Here is a 22,683-nt window from a genome sequence, read left to right as displayed (position 1 = left end):
CACAGTCAGCGGGACGACTTGCATCCGACACGACTCACCGAGAATTTTTAGATGCGACTGTTTCGATCCCTTTTCCGCAGCCTCTTCGCTCCACAGCATCCCAAAACCTTGACTACGCCTGAGGTCGAGATCCTTCCGAGGTTTCGTCCTCTCGAGCAGGCATCGCGTGCGCCCTTCTCTCCGGCAGCTTCGGTATCGCCGATTGCGCGATCCGTCCCGCCGCCACCTGCCCCTTATGCGGAGCAGCGTGTCATTCGAGGGCGCTGCTGGGTGGTGGACGGCGATACGATCGTGATTGACAAGATCCACATTCGGCTTTCCGGCATCGACGCACCGGAACTGGATCATCCTTTGGGGCAGAGGGCGAAATGGGCCCTGCATGCTCTGTGTAAAGGGCAGGTTATCACGGCGATAGCTGATGGATCCGTATCACATGAGCGAACAGTTGCGATCTGTCGTCTGCCAGACGGGCGGGATCTTGCGGAGGAAATGGTAAAGGCAGGGCTAGCTCTAGATTGGCCGAAATACTCGGGTGGGCGTTATCGACATCTGGAGACAGAAGACGCGCGCCGCAAACTGTGGCGGGCGAACGCGCGTCAGAAGGGCCGGATGGTAGTTGATCGAGGGGGGGATTAGGCTCCTTCCGCCCGCTGCACCTGCTCTAGGAGCGCCCGCGCTGCCGCCTGTTCTGCGGCCCGTTTGCCGCTGGCCTGCCCTGTGGCGGTTTCGCCAGTGTCTAGCCGCGCCTCGACGGTGAAGACGGGCTGATGGTCGGGGCCTTCGCGGCCGGTTTCGGTATAGGTCGGCGGCGGCAGGCCGCGTGCCTGCGCCCATTCCTGCAGGCTGGATTTCGCGTCGCGGGTTTCGGCCACGGCAGCCGCGGCGATGCGCGGGCCCCAGAGGCGCAGCACCGTGTCGCGGGCGGCTTCGAACCCGGCATCGAGGTAGATCGCGGCGATCACCGCTTCCATCGCATCGCCGAGCAGCGCCTCCTTGCGGCGACCGCCTGACATCATCTCGGACCGGCCGAGCTTCAGCACCTCGCCCAGGCCCGCCTCGCGGGCGACATCGGCACAGGTTTCCTGCCGCACCAGCGCGTTGAAGCGCGGGGCGAGGGTGCCCTCAGTGGCCTGACCATCGGCCTGAAACAGCGCGGTGGCGATGGACAGACCGAGGACCCGGTCGCCCAGAAATTCCAGCCGCTCGTTCGACGGGCGGGATTGCGACGCGATGGAGGCATGCGTCACCGCCCGCACCAGAAGTTCGGGGCGGCTGAAATCATGCCCGATGCGGGTGGCGAAGGCGGCAAGGTCTGCCGCCAGCTTGACGCGCTGGCCGTTCACGCACCCGCCTCGTTCATCTGATGGCCCCGCTCATTCGACAGCCTTGAAGAAACGGTCACTGCGCCATGTCCAGAAGAACAGCATGGAGCGGCCCGCGGACGAGAACATGATCCGGTCGGCGCGCCCGATCAGGTATTCGGCCGGCACGAAGCCTACGCCGCCCACGGCCTGACCGAAGCGGCTGTCCTGCGAATTGTCGCGGTTGTCGCCCATGAAGAAATAGTGGCCCGCAGGCACGGTGAAGACATCGGTGTTGTCCGCAAAGCCGCCGTCTTCGATGTTGAGCACGTTGTGGGTGCGCCCGCCCGGCAAGGTTTCGGTGGAGCGGGACGAGGTGCAGATCCCGCCTTCGCCCACGGGGCCGTTCTCGCAGCGGGGCAGCTGGCCCATGGGGCCTTGCTTTTCGTAGATTTCCTCGAAGGTGCCGGCAGGGGTTTGCGGCACCATCTCGCCGTTCAGGTAGAGGATGCCGTCACGCATCTGCACGGTGTCCCCCGGCAGACCGATCAGGCGCTTGATGAAATCGCTGCCGTTGACCGGGTGGCGGAAGACCACGACATCGCCGCGTTCGGGTTCCGATCCGAGCAGGCGGCCCGAGATCGGGCAGGCGGCGAAGGGGCAGGAAAAGCGGGAATAGCCGTAGGCCATCTTGTTGACGAAGAGGAAATCCCCGATCAGCAGCGTGTCCTTCATCGAGCCCGAGGGAATCCAGAAGGGCTGGAAGAACAGGGTGCGGAAGACGCCGGCAATCACCAGCGCCCAGAGCACGGTCTTGATCGTTTCCAAGATGCCGCTTTCGCTTTTCGCCTTGCTGCCTGCCATGTCGTCCACTCTGCTTGGGGTCCGTCCGTGCGGATCGGGGTTCATTGCGCGCTGGGCGCGGGGGAGTCAAGTTCCGGGCGGGGAAGGCGCGCCGAGGGGGCGTGCCTCGATCACGACAAAGGCCTGCGCCCAGGGGTGATCGTCGGTCAGGGTGACGTGGATCACGGCCTCATGTCCCGGGGGGGTCATCTCGCGCAGGCGTTCGGCCGCCCAGCCGGTGACGTGCATCACGGGCTGGCCGGAGCGGAGGTTCGTCACCGCCATGTCCTTCCAGCTGATGCCCATGCGCAGGCCGGTGCCGAGCGCCTTGGAACAGGCCTCCTTGGCGGCCCAGCGTTTGGCATAGGTGGCGGCGATGGCGCGGGGGCGGCCTTCGGCCTTGCGCTGTTCGCGTTCGGTGAAGACGCGATCCTTGAAACGGTCACCGAAGCGCGCGATCGTCGCCTCGATCCGTTCGATATTGGCGAGATCTGTGCCGATGCCGAGGATCATGGCGCGACGACCACAGCGAGGTCGGCCCAACGAATTTCCTTCGAAAATTCAGGGCCGACGCGTGGCACGGGGGCGTGATTTTTCGAAGGAAAATCGTACGCCCCCGGGGTGGATGCAGGGGTCACGTCAGCGCCTCGCGCGCCGCGTCCATGCGGCGGCGCATCTCTTCGATCGCGGGGCCAAGGCCGCGGAAGATGGATTCGCCGATCAGGAAATGGCCGATGTTCAGCTCCATCACCTCGGGGAAAGCGGCGATGGGGGCCACGTTGTCATAGGTCAGGCCGTGGCCGGCATGCACCTCGAGCCCGAGCGAATGGGCGAGCTTTGCCCCCCGGCGCAGGCCTTCGAGTTCCTCGGCCGCCTCGGCCTCGCGCCCTTCGGCGAGGAGTTCGGAGTAGTGGCCGGTATGGAGTTCCACCACCGCCGCGCCGATGCGGGCGGAGGCTTCGATCTGGCGGGGGTCGTGGCCGATGAACATCGACACGCGGGCGCCGGCCTCGCGCAGGGGGGCGATGTAATCGGTCAGGCGGTCGATATCGCCGGCCACGTCAAGCCCGCCCTCGGTCGTGCGTTCTTCGCGCTTTTCCGGGACGAGGCAGACGGCATGGGGTTTGTGGCGCAGCGCGATGGCCTGCATTTCGGCCGTGGCCGCACATTCGAAGTTGAGCGGGATGGATATGCCCGCGACCAGCGCCTCGATATCGGCGTCGCGGATGTGGCGGCGGTCTTCGCGCAGATGCGCGGTGATGCCGTCTGCCCCCGCGGCCTCGGCCAGAAGGGCGGCGCGCAGCGGTTCGGGCCAGGCGCTGCCGCGCGCGTTGCGCACGGTGGCCACGTGGTCGATGTTCACGCCCAGCCGGAGCCGCCCTTGAGGTTTCATGTCGCGCCTGTCCTTCCGTTGCCCGAGTCGGGGTAGAGATGTCGCGGTGGAGATTAGGTCGGACCGGCGGCGTCGTCATCCCCCGGACCACGGCTGCCTTCGCCCAGATGCTTGAGCCGGGCTGCGGCATTTTCGATGGCCTCGCGCAATTTGCGGCGGCGTTCGCTGCGTTCCTTGGATTTGGCGGCGCGGGCCTTCTGATAGGCGGTCACCAGTGGGATGGTGAGGTAGTAGAAGAGCACCGACAGCAGCAGGCCCGGGCCGAGCGCGCCAAGGAAGTAGGGCAGGTAGATTTCGTGCCAGAACTGGGCGAGGCCGTCCCATTGGGTATGGGCGGGGCCGAACAGCGCCTTGACGTTGAACCAAAGATCGCTGCCCGCATTGGCGAAGGCCTCGCCGATATATTCTGGCGACAGGGGTTTCTGGATGCCCAGCATCCAGTGGCCCAGCGTCATGGCGAGGACGGCGAAGAAGGGGGTGGTGATCGGGTTGGTGTTGAAGGTGGCCAGAAGGGCCGCCAGCAGATTGCCCTTGACCAGCCTGCAGGCCAGCCATGCGGCGAGGAACTGCATCCCCGGCAGGGGCAGAAAGCCCACCATGGACCCCGCGAACACCCCGCGGGCGATGCGGTGCGGGCTGTCGGGCAGGCGGCGCATGCGGTGCAGGACGTATTGGGTGGCGCGGCGAAACCCGCCTTGGGGATAGACCATCTCGCGGGTCCATCCCCAGAGGGTTCGAGGATTGCGCCGCTTGAATACCAAAACCAGATCCCCCGCGCCTGTTCAGGGCTTACGCGTCATATCGCGGTGACGTGAAATCTGGGCGACATCGGTCTCGGCCTCCAGCGCGGTCATGACCATGTGCAGATGTTCGACATCGCGAAGGTCCACATCGACGATGAGTCGATAATAGTCCGGCTTGCGGTCTGTAAACCTCAGGTCCGAGATATTGGCCTTCTGTTCGCCGATCAAGGTGCAGATGCGGCCAAGCACGCCCGCATCGTTGGAAATGGTGATTTCAAGGCTGACGGTGTGGACGGCGGCGTGGCGGCCGGAATGCCAGTGCAGATCGACCCAGCGGCCGGGCTGTTCTTCGAATTCCTCGAGCGCGGGGCAGTCGATGGCGTGGACCATCACGCCCTGTCCGCGATAGGTGATGCCGACGATGCGTTCGCCCGGCACCGGCTGGCAGCAGCCGGCGCGGCGGAAGGATTGGTCATCGGACAGGCCGACCACCGGGCGGGCGGCATCGACCACGTCATCCTGCGCGCGGGCAAGTTCGGGGTAGAGCGTTTCGACCACGCGGCGGGCGGTGATCTCGGCGCTGCCCAGACGGGCGAGGAGATCGGTTTCGTCCGACAGGCCCATCATCTTTGCCGCCGTGCGCAAGGCCTTGTCGGTGGCCTTCTTGCCCACATGATCGAAGGCGGCGCGGGCAAGTTCCTGACCGAGCTTGACGAAGCGGCCCTTGTCCTCTTCGCGCAAGGATTTGCGGATGGCGGCCTTGGCGCGGCCGGTGGTCACGATGTCGATCCAGCTGGCCTGCGGGCGCTGGCCTTCGGCGGTGATGATCTCGACGCTCTGGCCGTTTTTCAGGCGGGTCCAAAGGGGGACGCGGATGCCGTCCACCTTGGCCGAGACGCAGGAATTGCCGATGCGGGTGTGGATCGCATAGGCGTAGTCGAGCGGCGTGGCGCCGCGCGGCAGCTGCACCACGTCACCCTTGGGGGTGAAGCAGAACACCTGATCGGAATACATCTCCATCTTCACATGTTCGAGGAATTCGTCGTGATCCTCGGCATCGAAGCGTTCGGTAAGCTGCGCGATCCAGTTGGCCGGATCGACGGCGAAGGGGTTCTGGGCGCGCACGCCTTCGCGATAGGACCAGTGCGCGGCGACGCCCGCCTCGGCCACTTCGTGCATTTCGCGGGTGCGGATCTGGACTTCGACCCGCTTGCCGTCGCGGCCCGACACGGTGGTATGGATGGAGCGGTAGCCGTTCGATTTCGGTTGGCTGATGTAATCCTTGAACCGGCCCGGCACGGCGCGCCAGCGTTGATGGATCACGCCGAGGATGCGGTAGCAATCGGCGACCGAGCCGCAGATGACGCGGAAGCCGTAAATGTCGGACAGGCGCGAGAAGGCGAGGTCTTTCTCCTGCATCTTGCGCCAGATGGAATAGGGTTTCTTGGCGCGGCCGTAGACATCGGCCTCGATCTGGACCTTTTCCAACTCGTTGCGGATGTCGGCGGTGATCTTGTGGACGACATCGCCCGCCTCGCGCTGGAGCGTGATGAAGCGGCGGATGATGGAATTGCGCGCCTCGGGGTTGAGGACGCGGAAGGCGAGGTCTTCAAGCTCTTCGCGCATCCATTGCATCCCCATGCGACCGGCAAGGGGGGCGAAGATTTCCATCGTCTCGCGGGCCTTCTGGGCCTGCTTTTCGGGCTTCATGCTCTTGATCGTCCGCATGTTGTGCAGACGGTCGGCCAGCTTGACGAGGATCACCCGCAGGTCTTTCGACATGGCCATGAAGAGCTTGCGGAAGTTTTCCGCCTGCTGGCTTTGCGCCGAAGAGAGTTGGAGGTTGGTGAGTTTGGTCACGCCATCGACCAGTTCTGCCACTTCGGAGCCGAACAGGGTGACGATGTCGGTATAGGTGGAGCGCGTGTCTTCGATCGTGTCGTGCAGAAGCGCGGTGATGATCGTGGCGTCATCCAGCCGCTGTTCGGTGAGGATGGCGGCGACGGCGACGGGATGGGTGAAGTAGGGTTCGCCGGATTTGCGGAACTGGCCGTCATGCATCTGGAACCCGTAGGCATATGCCTTGCGGATCAGGTCGGCATTGGTGCGCGGGTTGTAATTCCGAACCAGGGCGATGAGGTCTTCGACGTCGATCATCACCGCCCCGCTGGACGGGCCGCAGCCCGGATCAGTTATCGCCCTGAGCTTCCATCAGGGCGCGGAGGAGCTTTTCTTCCGACATGTCATCCTGCATCGGGCGGTCAATCTCGCCCGACATCAGAAGCGCCATCTGGTCTTCTTCGGGTTCGTCCACCTCGATCTGGGTCTGGTAGGATTCGATCATGCGTTCGCGCAGAACCTCGGCCGACTGGGTTTCCTCGGCGATTTCGCGCAGGGCGACGACGGGGTTCTTGTCGTTGTCGCGGTCGATGGAGATGGGCGAGCCGGACTGGATTTCGCGCGCACGATGGGCGGCGAGCATCACCAGTTCGAAACGGTTGGGCACCTTGTCAACGCAATCTTCGACCGTCACGCGGGCCATGATCTGCTCCAGTTCGGATGGGGGGCATGGAAGCGCCTAGATAGTCGCATCACCGGCTATTGACAAGCGCTGAATCCAGCGGGCAGCGGGCGCGGTTCGGCCCGGTCGGCGGCGGGGAGGGCGGCGGTCATCTGCGCGATGCTGCGGCCCGTCACGGGATGCACCCAATTTGGCGCCACATCGCAGAGCGGCACAAGGACGAAGGCCCTGTCCTGCAGGCGGGGATGGGGCAGGATCAGTTGGTCGGGGGCAAGGCGGCGCTGGTCATCGGCGGGCAGATCGGCCCAGTGTTGCCATGTGGCGCGGTCTGGCAGCACGGCTGTGCCAAAGGCGACAAGGTCAAGGTCCAGTGTGCGCATCCCCCAGCGGGTTTCGCGGCGGCGCCCATAGCGTTCTTCGATCGCGTGGAGTCGGGCGAGCACCTGATCGGGCGTCAGGTCGCCCGGCAGGGGTGCGGCAATCGCGGCGTTCACATAATCGGGACCGGCCCCTGCGGGAAAGCAGGGGGTTTCATATATCCGGCTTGTCTGGGGCGTACCGAAGGCATCGGTGAGGTCACGAAGGGCAAGGCGCAGCGTCTGCAGCGGTGACTGGTCGTCATGGGGCAGATTTGCGCCCAGCGCGATGAGCATGCAGTCGCCGGTGCCGGGCATATCGGTAACCCTTTCGTATAGCCGAACTTGAATGGTTTCCGTCCGCGCTGGTAGCTTGTCACAGTTCTTCACGGCTTCCGCTGTATTCTTGCCGGTCTTTTTGAAGCGCGTTGGGGAACGTATTGAGGGGAAACAATAATGTTTTACAAGGACGAACGGCTTGCGCTGTTCATAGATGGATCGAATCTTTACGCAGCGGCCAAGGCGCTTGGGTTCGATATTGACTACAAGCTGTTGCGACAGGAGTTCATGCGGCGGGGAAAGTTGCTGCGGGCCTTCTACTACACGGCGCTGCTGGAAAATGACGACTATTCGCCGATCCGCCCCTTGGTGGACTGGCTGAATTACAACGGCTTCACCATGGTGACGAAGCCCGCCAAGGAATACACCGACAGCCAGGGGCGGCGGAAGGTGAAGGGGAACATGGATATCGAACTGACGGTCGATGCCATGGAACTTGCGCCGCGGGTGGATCACATCGTGCTGTTTTCGGGCGACGGGGATTTTCGCCCGCTGGTGGAAAGCCTGCAGCGGCAGGGGGTGCGGGTGTCGGTCGTGTCCACGATCCGCAGCCAGCCGCCAATGATTGCCGATGAATTGCGGCGGCAGGCAGACAACTTCATCGAACTGGACGAGTTGCGCGAAGTGATCGGCCGTCCGCCGCGCGAACCCCGCATGGGGGAGCGTGAAGAGGTTTCGATCGAAGTCAAGTGAGCGCCGCCGTGATGGAGCCTGCGATGCGCCCGGGGGATCGGGCGCCCGCGCCCAGTGGCGCGCCCGGCACAGCGCCCGAGCTTGAGCTGCGCTTTGACATGGGCGCGGAGGACGCGGCCGTGTGGGAGCGCGTGGCGCCCGCCCATCGCAAGCGCGCGCGGCTGGCGCTGGTGGCGGGGCTGTTTGCGGGGTTCTTGGTCCTGCAGGCCCTGTCGGGCAAGCTGGAGACAGTGCCGGGCCTGCACACATTGCCTGCGGCGATTTGCATCCTGCTGCTGCCGCCCCTTCTGGTGTGGGGGGTCCAACGGTGGGACCGGCGGCGGCGGGCCGAGGCGCAGGTCGGTGGCCCGCAGGCGCGCATCGAGACGCGGGTCGAGGTCTGGCCGGATCGGGTGATCGAACATCGTGCCGACCGGGCGGCCCCCCGAGTTCTGGGCGCGCGATCGCTGCGCGATCTGCGCGAGACGGGGCGGCATGTGCTGCTGATATTCGGGCGGGATGAGGCGGTGATCCTGCCCGCGCGCGCCTTTGCGGGTGATCAGGCACGCGCCGAATTCGTGGCGCGCTGGCGCGGGCGTCTGCGGTGAGCGTCCCTGTTTCCCGTGCAGCGGGCAATGTCGCAGGCGGCTTGCGATGGGCGTGCGCCGTGGCCATCTGGGGCGCATGATCCTTGGTTCTGCCCTGCTTGGCCTGTTCCTCGCGGCCTTTGTCGCCGCGACGCTGGTTCCTTTCCAGTCGGAGATTCTGTTCGCGGGCATGATCGTGGCCAAGCCCGAGCAGTTTGCGCTGATCCTGCTGGTGGCATCGGTGGGCAATGTGCTGGGGTCCTGCCTGAATTACGCGCTGGGGCGCGGCATGGTGCAACTGGGGTTGATGCAGCGCTTTCGCATCCCGGAAGATGCGCTGCGGCGGGCCGAGGCGTGGTTTCGCCGCTGGGGTGTGTGGTCGCTTTTGCTGTCGTGGTTGCCCTTGGGCGATGTGCTGACGGTGGTCGCGGGGACGTTGCGCACACCGCTTTGGCTGTTTGTGGCGCTGGTGACGGTGGCAAAAACGGGGCGTTACGCGGTTCTGGGCGTGCTGACGCTGCAACTGGCGGGCTGACATGAGGGGCAGGTTGCGGTTTACCCGGCCCGGCTTTGCGCCTACATCAGGGATATCCGACCAAGAGGTTGCCTGATGAGCCTGCCGCCCCTGACCCTGTACCTCGCCGCGCCGCGCGGGTTCTGCGCGGGTGTGGACCGCGCGATCAAGATCGTGGAGATGGCGTTGGAAAAGTGGGGCGCCCCCGTCTATGTGCGCCACGAGATTGTGCATAACAAGTTTGTGGTGGATGGGCTGCGCGCCAAGGGGGCGGTCTTTGTCGAGGAGCTGGATGAGTGTCCGCTGGATCGGCCGGTGGTGTTTTCTGCCCATGGCGTGCCCAAGGCCGTGCCCGCCGAGGCCGCGCGGCGCGAGATGATCGCGGTGGATGCGACCTGCCCCCTTGTAACCAAGGTGCATAACGAGGCGGCGCGGCATCACGAGAACGGGCTGCAGATGATCATGATCGGCCATGCAGGCCACCCCGAGACGGTGGGGACCATGGGGCAGCTTCCGCCGGGCGAGGTGCTGCTGGTCGAGACGGTCGCTGATGTGGCGACCCTGACGGTGCGGGATCCCGGCAAGCTGGCCTTCATCACGCAGACGACGCTTTCGGTGGATGACACGGCGGATATCGCGGCGGCGCTGAAGGCGCGGTTCCCGGCGATCCTCGCGCCCGCGCATGACGACATCTGTTATGCGACCACGAACCGCCAGATGGCGGTGAAGGCGATGGCGGGGAAGATCGACGCGCTTCTGGTGATCGGGGCGCCGAATTCTTCGAATTCGAAGCGGCTGGTGGAGGTGGGGGCCAATGCGGGCTGCGCCTATGCGCAACTGATCCAGCGGGCGGTGGATATCGACTGGCGCGCGCTGGAGGGGATACGGTCGGTCGGCATCACGGCGGGGGCGAGCGCGCCCGAAGTTCTGGTGAATGAGGTGATCGACGCCTTCCGCGCGCGGTTTGCGACCACGGTCGAGATGGTCGAGACGGCGGTGGAGACTGTGGAGTTCAAGGTGCCGCGCATCCTGCGTGAGCCTGCGTGAGCGGTTGGGTTTCCTTCGAGGGCGTGGTGGAGCCGCTGGAATGGGGCAAGGCCACCTACACCATCCTGCGGCTTCCGGATGAGGCGGTGGCCACGCTGGGCGCGGCGAAGCGGGTGGAAGGCGAGATCAACGAGCATTGGGTGAACCTTGCCCTGTCGCGCGTGCCGGTGGTGGAGGGGGTGTTCCTCTGGGCCGGGCAATCGCTGCTTGACCGCGCGGGGATCGCGCCGGGAGAGCCTTTGGAGGTGCGGCTGCGGCCCGCGCCGGATGATCAGGTGGACACGCCCGAGGATGTGGCGCTGGCGCTGCGGGCGGCGGGCCTGACGGCGGTGTGGGACGGGCTGACGGCTGGCAAGCGGCGCGGGATGCTGTATCAGATCGGCACCGCGAAGACCGCGCCCACGCGCGCGAAGCGGATTGATGCGATGATCCAGAGCCTGACATGACAGCGATCCCCCGTTCCGCCCTGATCCTTGGTCTTGCCGGGCTGATCCCGTTCCTGTGGGGGGCGGCGAATGTGGCCTATCCGCCGAGCGGGCAGTGGATCGGGCCTTGGCTGCCGCCGATGTTCCGAGGGACCTATGTCAGCCTGACCTATGGGGTGGTGATCCTGTCCTTCATGTCGGGCGTGCTGTGGGGCTTTGCCGCCAAGACGAGTGGTGCAAAGGCCGCGGTAGGCTATGCCCTGTCTGTGGTTCCGGCGCTGTGGGCCTTTTTCATGGTGAATGGCGATCCGGGAAATGCGGCGGTCAATCTGGCGGCGGGGTTTGCGGGTCTTTTGATGCTGGACTATTTCTTTTCGCTGCAGGGTCTTGCCCCGCGCTGGTGGATGCGGCTGCGGGTTCTGTTGACGGCGGTGGTTCTGGCCTGTCTGGCGGTGCCGATCCTGATGGGGTGATCCCCGTGGCGGGCGTTGCAGGGGGCGTTCCGCCCCCTCGTCGCTGACGCTCCTCACCCCCTGAGGGTATTTTTGCCAAGATGAAGGGGCTTGTCGATGCGGGACGATGTTCCTAAAGCACGGGAAAGAGGAGCCGCCGATGCCTGAGCTATTCGCCTATACCGACGGGGCCTGTTCGGGCAATCCGGGGCCCGGGGGATGGGGCGCCTTGCTGATCGCGCGCGAGGGCGGCGCGGTTGTGAAGGAGCGCGAGCTGTCGGGTGGTGAAGGGTTGACGACCAACAACCGGATGGAACTGCTGGCGGCGATTTCGGCGCTGGAGGCGCTGGCGAAGCCGTCGGAGATCACGGTGGTGACCGACAGCGCCTATGTGAAGAATGGCGTGACGGAGTGGATCCATGGCTGGAAGCGCAACGGCTGGCGCACGGCGGGGAAGGACCCGGTGAAGAACGCCGATCTGTGGCAGCGGCTGGATCAGGCGCAGGCCCGGCACCAGGTGCAGTGGCGCTGGATCAAGGGTCATGCGGGCCATGCCGAGAATGAGCGGGCGGATGCCCTGGCGCGGGCCGGGATGGCGCCGTTCAAGCTGACGTCGCGGGCGCAGGGCGCATGATCGCGCCGGGGTTTCCGCTGCCGGCTGAGGCGCTGCTATCGGCGCTGGATTATGGATCGGTTGCCATCTTTGCCTTGACCGGCGCCCTTGTGGCCAGCCGGTCGCAGCTGGATATCGTGGGGTTCATCTTCATCGCCTGCCTGACGGCGGTGGGCGGTGGGACGGTGCGGGACGTGATCCTGTCGCGCCCGCCGGTCTGGATCGGGGATCCGGCCCTGCTGGCGGTGGCGACGGGGGCGGCGGTGGTGGTGTTCTTTGGGGCGCATCGGTTGGAGAGCCGATATCGCGCGCTGGAATGGCTGGATGCCTTTGCGCTGGCCGTGGCGGTGCCCGCGGGGGTGGGGGTGGCGCTGGCCGAGGGGCTGGGCTGGCCTGTGATTCTGGTGATGGGGATGGTGACGGGCTGCATGGGTGGCTTGCTGCGCGATGTGGTGTGCAACGAGGTGCCGCTGGTGCTGAAGCAGGGGGAGCTTTATGTGACCTGCGCCTTTTGCGGGGCGGGGGCGGCGGTTCTGCTGGGTCTTGCGGGGGCGGCCGGGTGGCAGATGCTGCTGGCCTGCGCGGTGGTCACGCTGGTGCTGCGGGCGGGGAGCCTTGGCCTTGGCTGGCGGTTGCCGGTCTACAAGGCGCGGCCGCCGCGACCGGGGTCGCCCAAGCGGTAAGCCGGTGCTTGCCCGATTATTGGCGAACGGCTATTCGTTTTGTCATGGGCAGGCCGCGCAGCATATCCGATGACGTGATCCTTGATGCCGCACTTTCGCTGTTGATGGCGAAGGGAGAGGGGGCCGTATCCTTTGGGGCGGTATCGAAGGCCTGCGGTCTTGCCCCGCCGACGCTGGTGCAGCGGTACGGGGACCGATCGGGGATGCTGCGTGCGGCGCTGCGGCGGGGGTGGGCGCGTCAGGGAGAGGCGGCCGATGCGGCCGCGGCCGCGGAGGAGACCGCGCAGGGTTTCCTGAAGCTGTTGGGGGCGGAGGACCTACTGCCGCTGGTGGTGGCGAGCCGGTCAGACCCGGAGGCTGCCGCCTTGGCGGCGGCGTGGCGTGCCGATGTGGAGCGGGTGCTGATGGCCAAGCAGGGCTGCCGGGCGGATGCGGCGGCGATCCTGTTTGCTGCATGGCAGGGGCGCCTGCTGTGGGAGGCTGCGGGCGGGGCGGGCTTCAAGCTGAAGGATGCGGCGCGGCGGCTGGGCTGAGGCGCGTTACTTCGCGACGTATTTCTGCCAGAGCCAGATCAGCGCCACGGCCCCGATCACCGCGCCCACGAAGGCCGCGACCCAGCCGGTGACCGAGACGAGGAACCGCAGAAGCCCCCAGCCGACCAATGCGCCACCGATGCCGATGGCGATGGTTGTCAGGACATCGGTCTGCACCCGCATGAAGCGGGTGGCGAGGAAGCCGGCAGCGGCCCCGATGACGATGAGGATGAGGATGGGCATGGGCGCCTCCGATTTGCGCGGAAAGTGTGGCGCAGGATGCGCCGTCCGTCCAGATGCGCCGACAGTCCCTATTCGAGCCGGGCGGGCAGGGTGATGCCGTTGAGGAATTCCTGCGGGGACTGGGCCTTTTTGCCTTCGCGCTGGGCGAGCGTGACCTCAACCGCGCCGGTGCCGCAGGCCATGGTGAGGCCGTGGAGAACGGTTCCGGGCGCGCCAGCGCCGGTGGCGAGGCGGGAGCGGAGCAATTTGAGGCGTTCGCCCCCCGCCATGCACCATGCGCCAGGGAAGGGGGACAGGGCGCGGATTTGGCGGTCAACCTCTGGGGCGGGGCGGGACCAGTCGATGCGCGACTCGGCCTTGTCGATCTTGGCGGCGTAGGTGACGCCTTCGGAAGGCTGTGGTTCGGGGGTTAGGCGGGGCAGGTGGTCGAGCGCGTTGAGGATCAGGGCAGCGCCCATCTGCGACAGGCGGTCATGCAGGCCTTGGGTGGTTTCCTCGGCCCCGATGGGGGTGGATTGGCGCATCAGGACGGGGCCGGTGTCGAGGCCTGCCTCCATCTGCATGATGCAGATGCCGGTTTCCGCATCGCCTGCCATGATGGCGCGGTGGATGGGGGCCGCGCCGCGCCAGCGGGGCAGGAGCGAGGCGTGGATATTGAGGCAGCCCGCGCGGGGCGCATCGAGGATCGCCTGCGGCAGGATCAGGCCGTAGGCCACGACGACGGCCACATCGGCATCAAGCGCGGCGAAGGCGGCCTGTTCTTCGGGGGATTTCAGGCTGACGGGATGGCGGACAGGGATGCCCAATGCGCTGGCGGCGGCATGGACGGGGGTGGGGCGCAGCTCTTTGCCCCTGCCTGCGGGGCGCGGGGGCTGGGTATAGGCGGCAAGGATGGTGTGCTGGGCGGCAAGGGCTTGCAGCACGGGGACGGAGAAATCGGGCGTGCCCATGAAAACGATTTTCATCCACGCCTCCGCAGCTTTTCCGCCTTGGCCAGCAGCATCTTGCGTTTGAGCGGTGAGAGGCGGTCGAAATACATCTTGCCTGCGAGATGGTCGATCTGGTGCTGGACGGAGGTCGCCCAGAGATGGACGAAGTCGCGGTCTTCGATTTCGCCCCTGTCGTTCAGGAAGCGGACCGTGACGGCGCGGGGGCGTTCGATCAGCGCCGAGACGCCAGGGAGGTTGGGCGAGGCTTCCTCATGCGTGCGCGGCTGGACGCTGGCATGCAGGATTTCGGGGTTGGCCATGCGGATGGCCTGCCCGCGTTCGGTGGAGCAATCCACCACGGCAAGGCGCAGCGGGATGCCGATCTGCGGCGCGGCAAGGCCGTAGCCGGGCATCGCCTCCATCGTGTCGATCATGTCGGCCCAGATGGCGCGGATGTCATCGGTGATCACCGCGACCGTCGCGGCAGGGGTTTTCAGGATGGGATGCGGCCAGGGCAGGCAGGGGCGGGCGGTCATGCGGGATGGCCTGCGAGATAGGCCGCTTCCAGTGCGGCGCGCTGGGCCGGGGGGAGGCGGTCAAAGGTGACGCGGCCATCGAGATGGTCGATCTCATGCTGGGCGCAGATGGCGGCGAAGCCGGTGAGGGTTTCTTCGTGGCGGTGGCCATCGAGATCGGTCCAGCGGAGGCGGATTTCCGTGGCGCGGGGGATGTCGGCCGTGAGGCCGGGGATGGAGAGGCAGCCTTCGGGACCGATGGCGGTGGTCGGGGAAGACCACAGGATTTCGGGATTGAGCAGGATGCGCGGGACGGGGTGGCCGTCTTTCCACGTCGCATCCATGACGAAGAGCCGGATCAGGGCGCCCACCTGCGGTGCGGCAAGGCCGCGCCCGGGGGCGGCATACATCGTTTCCAGCATGTCCTGCGCGAGGGCGCGGGTTGCCGCGTCGGGGGTGGCGGGCGTGCAGGGCGTGGCGAGGCGCGGGTCCGGCCAGCGCAGGATGGGAAGGACGGCCATCAGCCCTGCCGCGCGCGTTCGCGCTTCAGTTTCTCCATCTTGCGGGTGATCATCTGGCGTTTGAGCGGACCCAGATAATCAATGAAGAGCTTGCCGTTGAGGTGGTCGATCTCGTGCTGCACGCAGGTGGCCCAGAGACCCGCGAACTGTTCTTCCTGTGGCTTGCCATCGAGCCCCGTCCAGCGGACGCGCACCTCGGCGGGGCGCTGCACTTCGGCATATTGGTCGGGGATGGAGAGGCAGCCTTCGTCATAGGTCGAAAGCTCTTCTGACGCCCAGGTGATTTCGGGGTTGAAGAGGACGAGGGGGCGGGGCGGTTCGTCATCGCCCTTCACGCAATCCATGACAATCAGACGTTTGGTGATGCCCACCTGTGGCGCGGCAAGGCCGATGCCGGGGGCATCATACATCGTCTGCAGCATGTCTTCGGCCAGTTTGCCCATGTCGGCCGTGATCTCGACGACGGGGTCGCAGAGTTTCTTGAGGCGCGGGTCGGGATGGATCAGGATGGGGCGGATCATGGGGGTTGGATAGCGGAAAAGGCCCCTTGGGTGCAATGGCGGGACGCGGTGGGCAGGTAAGGGTTCGGGGGCAGAAAGTGCTCCCGAAATCTTGCACAAATTGAGAATTATGTTCCGCGATATTGTTGTTATCTGGAACACTGCTGTTGCATCAATTTCCTGATTGGAACGTGTGTTCCGCCTTGGTATGCGTGGCGGCGACAACTGGAACAGAGGGCTGACATGGACTTTGACACCCCGATCAACCGCATCGGCACCCATTGCGTGAAATGGGACATGATGGAGAAGCTTTACGGCGTTCCGGCCGAGGGTGGGTTGGCGATGTGGGTCGCGGATATGGAGTTCCGGCCCCCGGCCATCGTGCAGGCGGCGGTGGAGCGGATGGCGGCGCATGGCATCTATGGCTATTTCGGGGATGACCGCGCCTATCTGGAGGCGATCCGCTGGTGGATGAAGACGCGGCACGGCTGGGACGTGGCGGCGGGGGACATCTTCACCACGCATGGTCTGGTGAACGGGACAGGGCTGTGTCTGGAGGCCTTTACCGCGCCGGGGGATGGGGTGGTGCTGACGACGCCCGTCTATCACGCCTTTGCCCGCACGATCAAAGCGGCGGGGCGCGAGGTGCGGGAATGTCCGCTGACCTTGGTCGATGGGCGCTATGAGATGGATTTCGCCGCCTGGGACGGGTTGATGACGGGGCGGGAGCGGATGTTCATCTTGTGCTCTCCCCACAACCCGGGCGGGCGGGTCTGGACCGCGTCCGAGTTGCGGGGGGTGGCCGATTTCTGCAAGCGGCATGACCTGATCCTTGTGTCGGACGAGATTCACCATGACCTGGTCTATCCGGGGCAGCGGCATCTGCCGATGCCTCTGGCCGCGCCGGAGATCGCGGACCGGCTGGTGATGATGACGGCCACGACCAAGACCTTCAACATCGCGGGCAGCCATACGGGGAATGTGATCATCGCGGACCCCGCGCTGCGCGTGAAGTTTGCCGCGAAGATCATGGCGCTGGGCATTTCGGGGAACAGTTTCGGGATGCATATGGCGACGGCGGCCTACACGCCCGAGGGGGCGGCGTGGGTGGATGCGCTGATGGCCTATCTGGAGGGGAACCGTCGGGTCTTTGACGCAGGGATGGCCGCGATACCGGGGCTGCGGTCCATGCCGCTGGAGGCGACCTATCTGGCCTGGCTGGATTTTTCCGGCACCGGGATGGCGCCTGCGGAGTTTATCGGACGGGTGCAGAAGGAGGCGCGGATCGCCACAAACCATGGCGATGCCTTTGGCACGGGGGGCGAGACCTTTCTGCGGTTCAACATCGCCGCGCCGCGCGCGATGGTGGTGGAGGCGGTGGAGCGGATGCAGGCGGCGTTCCGCGATCTGCAATAGGGTGAATTGAGCGGCGCCGCGTGCCGCGGCATTCCCTTGCCCTTCCGCCGGGGACTTCGCCCCGTCGGAAGGGGTGGGGGGCTGCCGCCCCCGGTCGCGCCTTGCGCGCCCTCCCCCGCGGATATTTGGACAACGGGGAAGGAGCGGATGCCGGGACTTCAGGGCGCGGGTTGCTGGCCGCCCGTTGCCTCTGTCACCTTGTCGGCGGCGGCGCGGACGAGGGTGCCGAGGCGGGTTGCGTCAGACAAGCCCATGCGGAAGGCCGGGCCGCTGACCGAGAGACCCGCGACGGGTTCGCCATGGGCGTTGAAGATGGGGGCGGCGACGCAGCGCATGCCTTCGGCGCGTTCCTGATCGTCGATGGCGAAGCCGCGGTCGCGCGTGCGGGCGAGATCGCGCAGGAGGGCGGTCTCGGACGTGTGGGTGAGGGTGGTGAAGCGTTGAAGGCCCTTGCGGGCGAGGATGCCGCGGGTCTTGTCTTCGGGATACCAAGCCAGCAGGGCCTTGCCGATGCCGGAGACATGCATGGGCGCGATGGTGCCGGGGGGGAAGAAGGCGCGGATCGCCTGATGGGTTTCGACCTGTGAGAGGAAGAGAACCTCATCCCCCACTTCGACGCCGAGATTGGCGGTTTCGCCCGTGTCGCGCATGAGCCCGTCCATCGCGGCGCGGGCGCGTTCCACAACCTTTGTGCGGCGTAGGAAGGCGGAGCCTGTGCGGAAGGCGCCGGGGCCGATATGCCAGGTCTGGGCGGGATCTTCCGCTTCCACCATGCCGTGGGATTGCAGGGTGACCAGCGCGCGATAGACCGTGGCGACGGCCTGACCGGAGGTTTCGGCGAGTTCGGACAGTGTCATGCCGGGATGGGCGGCGAGGGTGGAGAGAAGGCCCAGTGCGCGGTCGAGCGCCTGCACGGTGTTCTGGTCGGTCTTGTCGTGGAAGGCCTTGGGGCGGCCGCGGGGTTTTGTGGGCATCTGCAAGCGTCCGGTTTGGATGAAAAAGCGCAAGTCCCTGATTTTTAGAGAGGATAGTGTACTTTTCAGAATATGAAAAATCTTTTCGAAAAAATTGTGCTGCGGTTGGCCTGGGCGTAGGGTCATGCCATGCCCAAGCGAGGTGGTCGCCATGTCCTTTCAGAACCCTGTCTTCATTCCCGGCCCGACGAACATTCCCGAGGCGATCCGCAAGGCCTGTGACATGCCGACGCTGGATCATCGGTCGGCGGCTTTTGGCAAGCTGTTCCGTCCTGCAGTGGCGGGGGTGCGGCGGGTGCTGGGGATGGTGGGGGGCGAGGTGATCATCCTGCCGTCCACAGGGACGGGCGGATGGGAGGCGGCGATCACCAACACCCTGTCGCCCGGTGATCGGGTGCTGGCGGCGCGGTTCGGGATGTTCAGCCATCGCTGGATTGACCTGTGTCAGCGGCACGGGCTGGAGGTGGAGATCACCGAGACGCCCTGGGGGCAGGGCGCGCCCGTGGCGGCGATTGAGGCTGCGCTTCGGGCGGACAAGGCCGGGCGGATCAAGGCGGTGCTTGCCACGCATAACGAGACGGCGACGGGCGTGCGTTCGGACATCGCGGGCATCCGCCGCGCGATGGACGCGGCGGGGCATGGGGCGATGCTGTTCGTGGATGGCGTGTCGTCGATCGGGTCGATGCCCTTCGACATGGCCGGATGGGGCGTCGATATCGCCGTGGCGGGCAGCCAGAAGGGTTTCATGCTGCCGGCGGGGCTGGCAATCCTTGGGGTGTCCGACAAGGCGCTGGCGGCGATGGAGGGGGCGCGGCTGCCGCGGACATTCTTCGATTTCCGCGACATGCTGCGGAGCTATGCCGGGGGTGGCTATCCTTACACGCCTGTGGTGGGGTTGATTGCGGGATTGGCCAAATCCATCGAGATGCTGGAGGAGGAGGGGCTGGAGGCTGTCTATGCCCGCCATGCGCGGCTGGCCGAAGGGGTGCGGCGCGCGGTGGCGGCCTGGGGGATGCGGCCCTGTGCGGCGTCGCCTGATCTGTATTCCGAGACGGTGACGGCGGTGGTGGTTCCGCCGGGCTGCAATGGCACGGACCTCGTGAAGCTGGCGGCGGAGAAATATGGCGTGGCCTTTGGCGTGGGGTTGGGCGAGGTGGCGGGCAAGGTGTTCCGCATCGGGCATCTGGGGATGCTGACGGATGTGATGGTTCTGGGTGGGCTTGCCACGGCGGAGATGTGCATGGCCGATCTGGGATGGGATATCCGGTTGGGATCGGGCGTGGCGGCAGCGGCGGAGTTCTATCGCGGGTCGGCAATACCGATGGCGATGGCGGCAGAGTGAGGGGGAGGCGATGAAGGATTTTCAGGGATTGTGGGTGCCGACCTATGAGGATGTGGTGGAGGCCCATGCGCGGATCGCGCCGCATATCCACCGGACGCCGGTGCTGACATCTTCGTTCCTGAACGAACTGACGGGGGCGGAGCTGTTCTTCAAATGCGAGAACTTCCAGAAGGCCGGGGCGTTCAAGGTGCGGGGGGCGAGCAATGCCGTCTTTGGCCTGCGCGAGGATCAGCTGGAGCGGGGGGTGGCCACGCATTCGAGCGGGAACCATGCGCTGAGCCTGTCCTATGCGGCGGGGCGGCGGGGGATACCCTGCACGGTGGTGATGCCGCGCACGGCGCCACAGGCCAAGAAGGATGCGGTGCGGGGCTATGGCGGGGTGATCGTGGAATGCGAGCCGTCCACCAGCAGCCGCGAGGCGGTGTTTGCCGAGGTGCAGGCGCAGACGGGGGCGGATTTCGTGCATCCCTACAACGATCCGCGCGTGATCGCGGGGCAGGGGACCTGTTCGCGCGAGTTGATGGAGCAGGTGGAGGGGCTGGATGCTGTGGTGGCCCCCATCGGCGGGGGCGGCATGATTTCGGGAACTTGCCTCACGCTGTCTTCCATCGCGCCGGGGGTGGAGATTTATGCCGCCGAGCCGGTGAATGCCGATGATGCGGCGCGCAGTTTCCGGGCGGGGCACATCATCGCCGATGATGCGCCCGATACAGTGGCGGACGGGTTGAAAGTGCCGTTGAAGGAACTGACCTGGCATTTCCTGCGGACCTACGCGACCGATGTGCTGACCGCGACGGAGGAGGAGATCGTCGAGGCGATGAAGCTGCACTGGAAGCGGATGAAGATCGTGATCGAGGCCAGTTGCTCGGTCCCGCTGGCGGTGATCCTGAAGAACCCGGATAGGTTCCGGGGCAAGCGGGTAGGGGTGATCCTGACCGGCGGGAATGTGGATCTGGACAAGCTGCCTTGGATGAAAGGGTGAGGATGATGGACGGACGCGGAGATTTCGACGGGCTGGAAGTGGGCTATGACATTCCCGCCCTGCCGGGGATGGATGAGGCGGATATCCAGACGCCCTGCCTTGTGCTGGATCTGGATGCGCTGGAGCGCAACATCGTGAAGATGGGGCGGTTCGCGCAGGAGATGGGCGTGCGGCACCGGGTGCATGGGAAGATGCACAAGTCGGTCGATGTGGCGCTGTTGCAGGAACGGCTGGGCGGATCGGTTGGCGTCTGCTGCCAGAAGGTGAGCGAGGCCGAGGTCTTTGCGCGGGGGGGCATCAAGGATGTGCTGGTAAGCAATCAGGTGCGCGATCCGGCGAAGATCGACCGCCTGGCACGCATCCCAAAGCTGGGGGCGCGGGCGATCTGCTGCGTGGATGATATGGCGAATGTGGCGGACCTGTCTGCGGCGGCGGTGAAACATGGGACCACGATCGAATGTCTGGTGGAGATCGATTGCGGCGCAGGGCGCTGCGGGGTGACGACCACCCCGGCGGTGGTGGATTTGGCCAAGGCCATCGCCGCGGCGCCGGGGCTGCGGTTCGCGGGCATCCAGGCCTATCAGGGCGCAATGCAGCACATGGACCGTTATGAGGACCGCAAGGCCAAGATCGACATCGCGGTGGCGATGGTCCGCGACGCGGTGGAGGCGTTGAAGGCCGCGGGGCTGGACTGCGACATCGTTGGCGGGGGTGGCACGGGGTCCTACTATTTCGAGGGGAATTCCGGGGTCTATAACGAGCTGCAATGCGGCTCTTACGCTTTCATGGATGCCGATTACGGGCGCATCCTCGACAAGGAAGGCAGGCGGATTGATCAGGGGGAATGGGAGAATGCGCTGTTCATCCTGACGAGTGTCATGAGCCATGCCAAGCCGGACAAGGCGATCTGCGATGCGGGGTTGAAGGCGCAGTCGGTGGATAGCGGGCTGCCGGTGATCTTTGGGCGGACGGATGTGAAGTACATCAAGTGCAGCGACGAGCATGGGGTGATCGACGATCCGGCGGGTGTGCTGAAGGTGAATGACAAGCTGCGGCTGGTGCCGGGGCATTGTGACCCCACCTGCAATGTCCATGACTGGTATGTGGGCGTGCGGGGCGGGAAGGTGGAGGTGGTCTGGCCCGTTTCGGCGCGAGGCAAGGCCTATTGAGGTGCAGGGGGGTGCGGGGGGAGCGGGGCTCCCCCCGCTTTGCCCGAGAAACCAGATTTCCGGCAAGGACATGACATGCTGATCGTTCCCGAGGCGCTGATCGCCGACCTCGTCTCGCCCGAGGATGCCTTGGTGGCAGTGGCCGCCACCTTTGCCGCCATGGCGCGGGGCGAGGCTTACAACTTCCCCGTGGTGCGCGAGGCGCTGGGAGAGGGGCGGCAGTATGGCTTCAAATCCGGGCTGGACCGGGCCGGGGGGATGCTGGGTGTGAAGGCGGGAGGATACTTCCCGGGCAACGCGGGCCGCGGGATCACCAATCACCAATCGACGGTCTATCTGTTCGACCCGGATTCGGGGCGGCCTGTGGCGATGGTGGGGGGGAACCTCTTGACCGCACTGCGGACGGCGGCGGCTTCGGCGCTGTCGATCGACCGGTTGGCGCGGACGGACGCGCGGGTGCTGGGGATCGTGGGGGCGGGGCATCAGGCGGGGTTCCAATTGCGCGCGGCAGCGCGGGTGCGGGACTGGGACAGGGTGATCGGCTGGAACCTGCATCCCGAAATGCTGCCCAAGCTTGCGGCGGTTGCCGATGAGATGGGCCTGCCCTTCGAGGCGGTCGGGTTGGAGCGCATGGTGGAGGCGGAGGTGATCATCACGATCACCTCGTCGCCTGCGGCGTCCCTGATGGCGGCGCATGTTGGGCCGGGCACGCATCTGGCCTGCATGGGGACGGACACCAAGGGCAAGCAAGAGGTGGAGGTGGCGCTGGTGGGACGGGCGCGGCTGTTCACCGACGAGGTGGCGCAGTCAGTTTCGATTGGCGAGGCGCAGCATGCAGTGGCGGCTGGGCTTGTGGCGGCAGGGGATATCGTGCCCTTGGGGGCGGTGCTGACCGGAGCGGATGCGGGGCGGCGGTCGGCGGAAGAGATCACGCTGTTTGACGGGACGGGCGTTGGATTGCAGGATCTGGCGGTGGCGGCAGTGGCCGTGCAGCGCGCGCAGGAGCGCGGGCTGGGGATCGAGGTTGCGGTCTGACAAGGGTGTAGGATGGGCAGTTCTGCCCATCCTAC

29 protein-coding genes are annotated in these 22,683 nt (G+C 65.9%); 15 read left to right on the top strand and 14 right to left on the bottom strand.

Annotation, left to right across the window (positions count from 1 at the left end; all coding sequences use genetic code 11):
• The first annotated feature begins 51 nt into the window (after nucleotides 1-51).
• Nucleotides 52-636: a thermonuclease family protein gene (locus tag GU920_RS04845; RefSeq protein ID WP_161765815.1), complete on the top strand. Its 585-nt coding sequence runs from the start codon at nucleotides 52-54 to the stop codon at nucleotides 634-636.
• Here GU920_RS04845 and rnc read toward each other — a convergent pair.
• The 8 genes from rnc to folK all read right to left on the bottom strand — a co-directional run bounded on the left by rnc (nucleotide 633) and on the right by folK (nucleotide 7,475).
• Nucleotides 633-1,343, bottom strand: coding sequence for a ribonuclease III (gene rnc, locus GU920_RS04840; protein ID WP_161765814.1), 711 nt, complete (start codon nucleotides 1,341-1,343; stop codon nucleotides 633-635). The genes GU920_RS04845 and rnc overlap by 4 nt on opposite strands.
• Nucleotides 1,344-1,373: 30 nt before the next feature.
• Nucleotides 1,374-2,165 (bottom strand): signal peptidase I, encoded by a 792-nt coding sequence (gene lepB, locus GU920_RS04835; RefSeq protein WP_161765813.1) that lies wholly within the window; start codon nucleotides 2,163-2,165, stop codon nucleotides 1,374-1,376.
• Nucleotides 2,166-2,231: 66 nt separating this feature from the next.
• The gene (gene acpS / locus GU920_RS04830) at nucleotides 2,232-2,657 is read right to left on the bottom strand and encodes a holo-ACP synthase (protein WP_161765812.1); all 426 of its coding nucleotides are present in this window, start codon (nucleotides 2,655-2,657) and stop codon (nucleotides 2,232-2,234) included.
• 121 nt (nucleotides 2,658-2,778) lie between these two features.
• Nucleotides 2,779-3,537: a pyridoxine 5'-phosphate synthase gene (locus GU920_RS04825; protein ID WP_161765811.1), complete on the bottom strand. Its 759-nt coding sequence runs from the start codon at nucleotides 3,535-3,537 to the stop codon at nucleotides 2,779-2,781.
• A 53-nt stretch (nucleotides 3,538-3,590) separates the two neighbouring features.
• Nucleotides 3,591-4,247, bottom strand: coding sequence for a DUF2062 domain-containing protein (locus tag GU920_RS04820; protein WP_235933064.1), 657 nt, complete (start codon nucleotides 4,245-4,247; stop codon nucleotides 3,591-3,593).
• Between the two features lie 72 nt (nucleotides 4,248-4,319).
• Nucleotides 4,320-6,437 carry a RelA/SpoT family protein gene (locus GU920_RS04815; protein WP_161765809.1) on the bottom strand — a complete coding sequence of 706 codons (2,118 nt, stop codon included), beginning with the start codon at nucleotides 6,435-6,437 and terminating at the stop codon, nucleotides 4,320-4,322.
• Between the two features lie 31 nt (nucleotides 6,438-6,468).
• Nucleotides 6,469-6,822 (bottom strand): DNA-directed RNA polymerase subunit omega, encoded by a 354-nt coding sequence (rpoZ, locus tag GU920_RS04810; RefSeq protein WP_161765808.1) that lies wholly within the window; start codon nucleotides 6,820-6,822, stop codon nucleotides 6,469-6,471.
• Nucleotides 6,823-6,878: 56 nt separating this feature from the next.
• Entirely contained in the window at nucleotides 6,879-7,475 is a 597-nt protein-coding gene (gene folK / locus GU920_RS04805) for a 2-amino-4-hydroxy-6-hydroxymethyldihydropteridine diphosphokinase (RefSeq protein ID WP_161765807.1), read from the bottom strand.
• A 138-nt stretch (nucleotides 7,476-7,613) separates the two neighbouring features.
• Here folK and GU920_RS04800 point away from each other — a divergent pair, with 138 nt between their 5' ends.
• The 9 genes from GU920_RS04800 (at nucleotide 7,614) to GU920_RS04760 (ending at nucleotide 13,022) form a co-directional block, all read left to right on the top strand.
• On the top strand, nucleotides 7,614-8,189 hold the full coding sequence (locus tag GU920_RS04800; RefSeq protein WP_161765806.1) for a LabA-like NYN domain-containing protein: 576 nt from the start codon (nucleotides 7,614-7,616) through the stop codon (nucleotides 8,187-8,189).
• Between the two features lie 23 nt (nucleotides 8,190-8,212).
• A complete protein-coding gene (locus GU920_RS04795; RefSeq protein WP_235933063.1) occupies nucleotides 8,213-8,776 on the top strand; it encodes a hypothetical protein in 564 nt (187 codons plus the stop codon).
• Nucleotides 8,777-8,822: 46 nt separating this feature from the next.
• Nucleotides 8,823-9,290 carry a YqaA family protein gene (locus GU920_RS04790; protein ID WP_235933061.1) on the top strand — a complete coding sequence of 156 codons (468 nt, stop codon included), beginning with the start codon at nucleotides 8,823-8,825 and terminating at the stop codon, nucleotides 9,288-9,290.
• Between the two features lie 75 nt (nucleotides 9,291-9,365).
• A complete protein-coding gene (gene ispH, locus GU920_RS04785; protein ID WP_161765804.1) occupies nucleotides 9,366-10,316 on the top strand; it encodes a 4-hydroxy-3-methylbut-2-enyl diphosphate reductase in 951 nt (316 codons plus the stop codon).
• On the top strand, nucleotides 10,313-10,762 hold the full coding sequence (locus GU920_RS19805) for a YdeI/OmpD-associated family protein (RefSeq protein WP_161765803.1): 450 nt from the start codon (nucleotides 10,313-10,315) through the stop codon (nucleotides 10,760-10,762). Before ispH ends, GU920_RS19805 begins: the two co-directional genes overlap by 4 nt.
• Nucleotides 10,759-11,214, top strand: coding sequence for a DUF3429 domain-containing protein (locus tag GU920_RS04775; protein ID WP_161765802.1), 456 nt, complete (start codon nucleotides 10,759-10,761; stop codon nucleotides 11,212-11,214). The genes GU920_RS19805 and GU920_RS04775 overlap by 4 nt, the downstream gene beginning before the upstream one ends.
• Nucleotides 11,215-11,353: 139 nt before the next feature.
• On the top strand, nucleotides 11,354-11,827 hold the full coding sequence (rnhA, locus tag GU920_RS04770) for a ribonuclease HI (RefSeq protein WP_161765801.1): 474 nt from the start codon (nucleotides 11,354-11,356) through the stop codon (nucleotides 11,825-11,827).
• On the top strand, nucleotides 11,824-12,489 hold the full coding sequence (locus GU920_RS04765) for a trimeric intracellular cation channel family protein (RefSeq protein ID WP_161765800.1): 666 nt from the start codon (nucleotides 11,824-11,826) through the stop codon (nucleotides 12,487-12,489). The genes rnhA and GU920_RS04765 overlap by 4 nt, the downstream gene beginning before the upstream one ends.
• Nucleotides 12,490-12,533: 44 nt before the next feature.
• Nucleotides 12,534-13,022 carry a TetR/AcrR family transcriptional regulator gene (locus GU920_RS04760; protein WP_161765799.1) on the top strand — a complete coding sequence of 163 codons (489 nt, stop codon included), beginning with the start codon at nucleotides 12,534-12,536 and terminating at the stop codon, nucleotides 13,020-13,022.
• 6 nt (nucleotides 13,023-13,028) lie between these two features.
• On the opposite strand, the gene GU920_RS04755 is transcribed toward GU920_RS04760, so the two are convergent.
• The 5 genes from GU920_RS04755 to def (GU920_RS04735) form a co-directional block, all read right to left on the bottom strand.
• Nucleotides 13,029-13,265: a GlsB/YeaQ/YmgE family stress response membrane protein gene (locus GU920_RS04755; protein WP_161765798.1), complete on the bottom strand. Its 237-nt coding sequence runs from the start codon at nucleotides 13,263-13,265 to the stop codon at nucleotides 13,029-13,031.
• 68 nt (nucleotides 13,266-13,333) lie between these two features.
• Nucleotides 13,334-14,230: a methionyl-tRNA formyltransferase gene (gene fmt / locus GU920_RS04750; protein ID WP_161765797.1), complete on the bottom strand. Its 897-nt coding sequence runs from the start codon at nucleotides 14,228-14,230 to the stop codon at nucleotides 13,334-13,336.
• The gene (gene def / locus GU920_RS04745) at nucleotides 14,227-14,730 is read right to left on the bottom strand and encodes a peptide deformylase (protein ID WP_161765796.1); all 504 of its coding nucleotides are present in this window, start codon (nucleotides 14,728-14,730) and stop codon (nucleotides 14,227-14,229) included. Before def (GU920_RS04745) ends, fmt begins: the two co-directional genes overlap by 4 nt.
• Nucleotides 14,727-15,230: a peptide deformylase gene (gene def / locus GU920_RS04740; RefSeq protein ID WP_161765795.1), complete on the bottom strand. Its 504-nt coding sequence runs from the start codon at nucleotides 15,228-15,230 to the stop codon at nucleotides 14,727-14,729. The genes def (GU920_RS04745) and def (GU920_RS04740) overlap by 4 nt, the downstream gene beginning before the upstream one ends.
• The gene (gene def, locus GU920_RS04735; protein WP_161765794.1) at nucleotides 15,230-15,751 is read right to left on the bottom strand and encodes a peptide deformylase; all 522 of its coding nucleotides are present in this window, start codon (nucleotides 15,749-15,751) and stop codon (nucleotides 15,230-15,232) included. Before def (GU920_RS04735) ends, def (GU920_RS04740) begins: the two co-directional genes overlap by 1 nt.
• 222 nt (nucleotides 15,752-15,973) lie before the next feature.
• Here def (GU920_RS04735) and GU920_RS04730 point away from each other — a divergent pair, with 222 nt between their 5' ends.
• Nucleotides 15,974-17,146, top strand: a complete 1,173-nt coding sequence (locus tag GU920_RS04730; protein ID WP_161765793.1) for a MalY/PatB family protein — start codon at nucleotides 15,974-15,976, stop codon at nucleotides 17,144-17,146.
• Between the two features lie 158 nt (nucleotides 17,147-17,304).
• Here GU920_RS04730 and bhcR read toward each other — a convergent pair whose 3' ends face one another.
• The gene (gene bhcR / locus GU920_RS04725) at nucleotides 17,305-18,120 is read right to left on the bottom strand and encodes an HTH-type transcriptional regulator BhcR (RefSeq protein ID WP_161765792.1); all 816 of its coding nucleotides are present in this window, start codon (nucleotides 18,118-18,120) and stop codon (nucleotides 17,305-17,307) included.
• Between the two features lie 151 nt (nucleotides 18,121-18,271).
• Between bhcR and bhcA the strand changes: the two genes are divergently transcribed.
• The 4 genes from bhcA to bhcD all read left to right on the top strand — a co-directional run bounded on the left by bhcA (nucleotide 18,272) and on the right by bhcD (nucleotide 22,648).
• On the top strand, nucleotides 18,272-19,462 hold the full coding sequence (gene bhcA, locus GU920_RS04720) for an L-aspartate--glyoxylate aminotransferase BhcA (RefSeq protein WP_161765791.1): 1,191 nt from the start codon (nucleotides 18,272-18,274) through the stop codon (nucleotides 19,460-19,462).
• Nucleotides 19,463-19,472: 10 nt separating this feature from the next.
• Entirely contained in the window at nucleotides 19,473-20,444 is a 972-nt protein-coding gene (gene bhcB, locus GU920_RS04715) for a beta-hydroxyaspartate dehydratase BhcB (RefSeq protein ID WP_161765790.1), read from the top strand.
• A 5-nt stretch (nucleotides 20,445-20,449) separates the two neighbouring features.
• Nucleotides 20,450-21,613: a 3-hydroxy-D-aspartate aldolase BhcC gene (bhcC, locus tag GU920_RS04710; protein ID WP_161765789.1), complete on the top strand. Its 1,164-nt coding sequence runs from the start codon at nucleotides 20,450-20,452 to the stop codon at nucleotides 21,611-21,613.
• Between the two features lie 75 nt (nucleotides 21,614-21,688).
• Complete coding sequence (gene bhcD / locus GU920_RS04705) at nucleotides 21,689-22,648, top strand: iminosuccinate reductase BhcD (protein WP_161765788.1); 960 nt, start codon at nucleotides 21,689-21,691, stop codon at nucleotides 22,646-22,648.
• The last annotated feature ends 35 nt before the right edge of the window (nucleotides 22,649-22,683 follow it).

Source organism: Paragemmobacter ruber, assembly GCF_009908315.1.
Classification (GTDB): domain Bacteria; phylum Pseudomonadota; class Alphaproteobacteria; order Rhodobacterales; family Rhodobacteraceae; genus Paragemmobacter; species Paragemmobacter ruber.
Note: the sequence above shows the minus strand (reverse complement) of the source record. Positions and strands in the feature narration are given on the sequence as shown.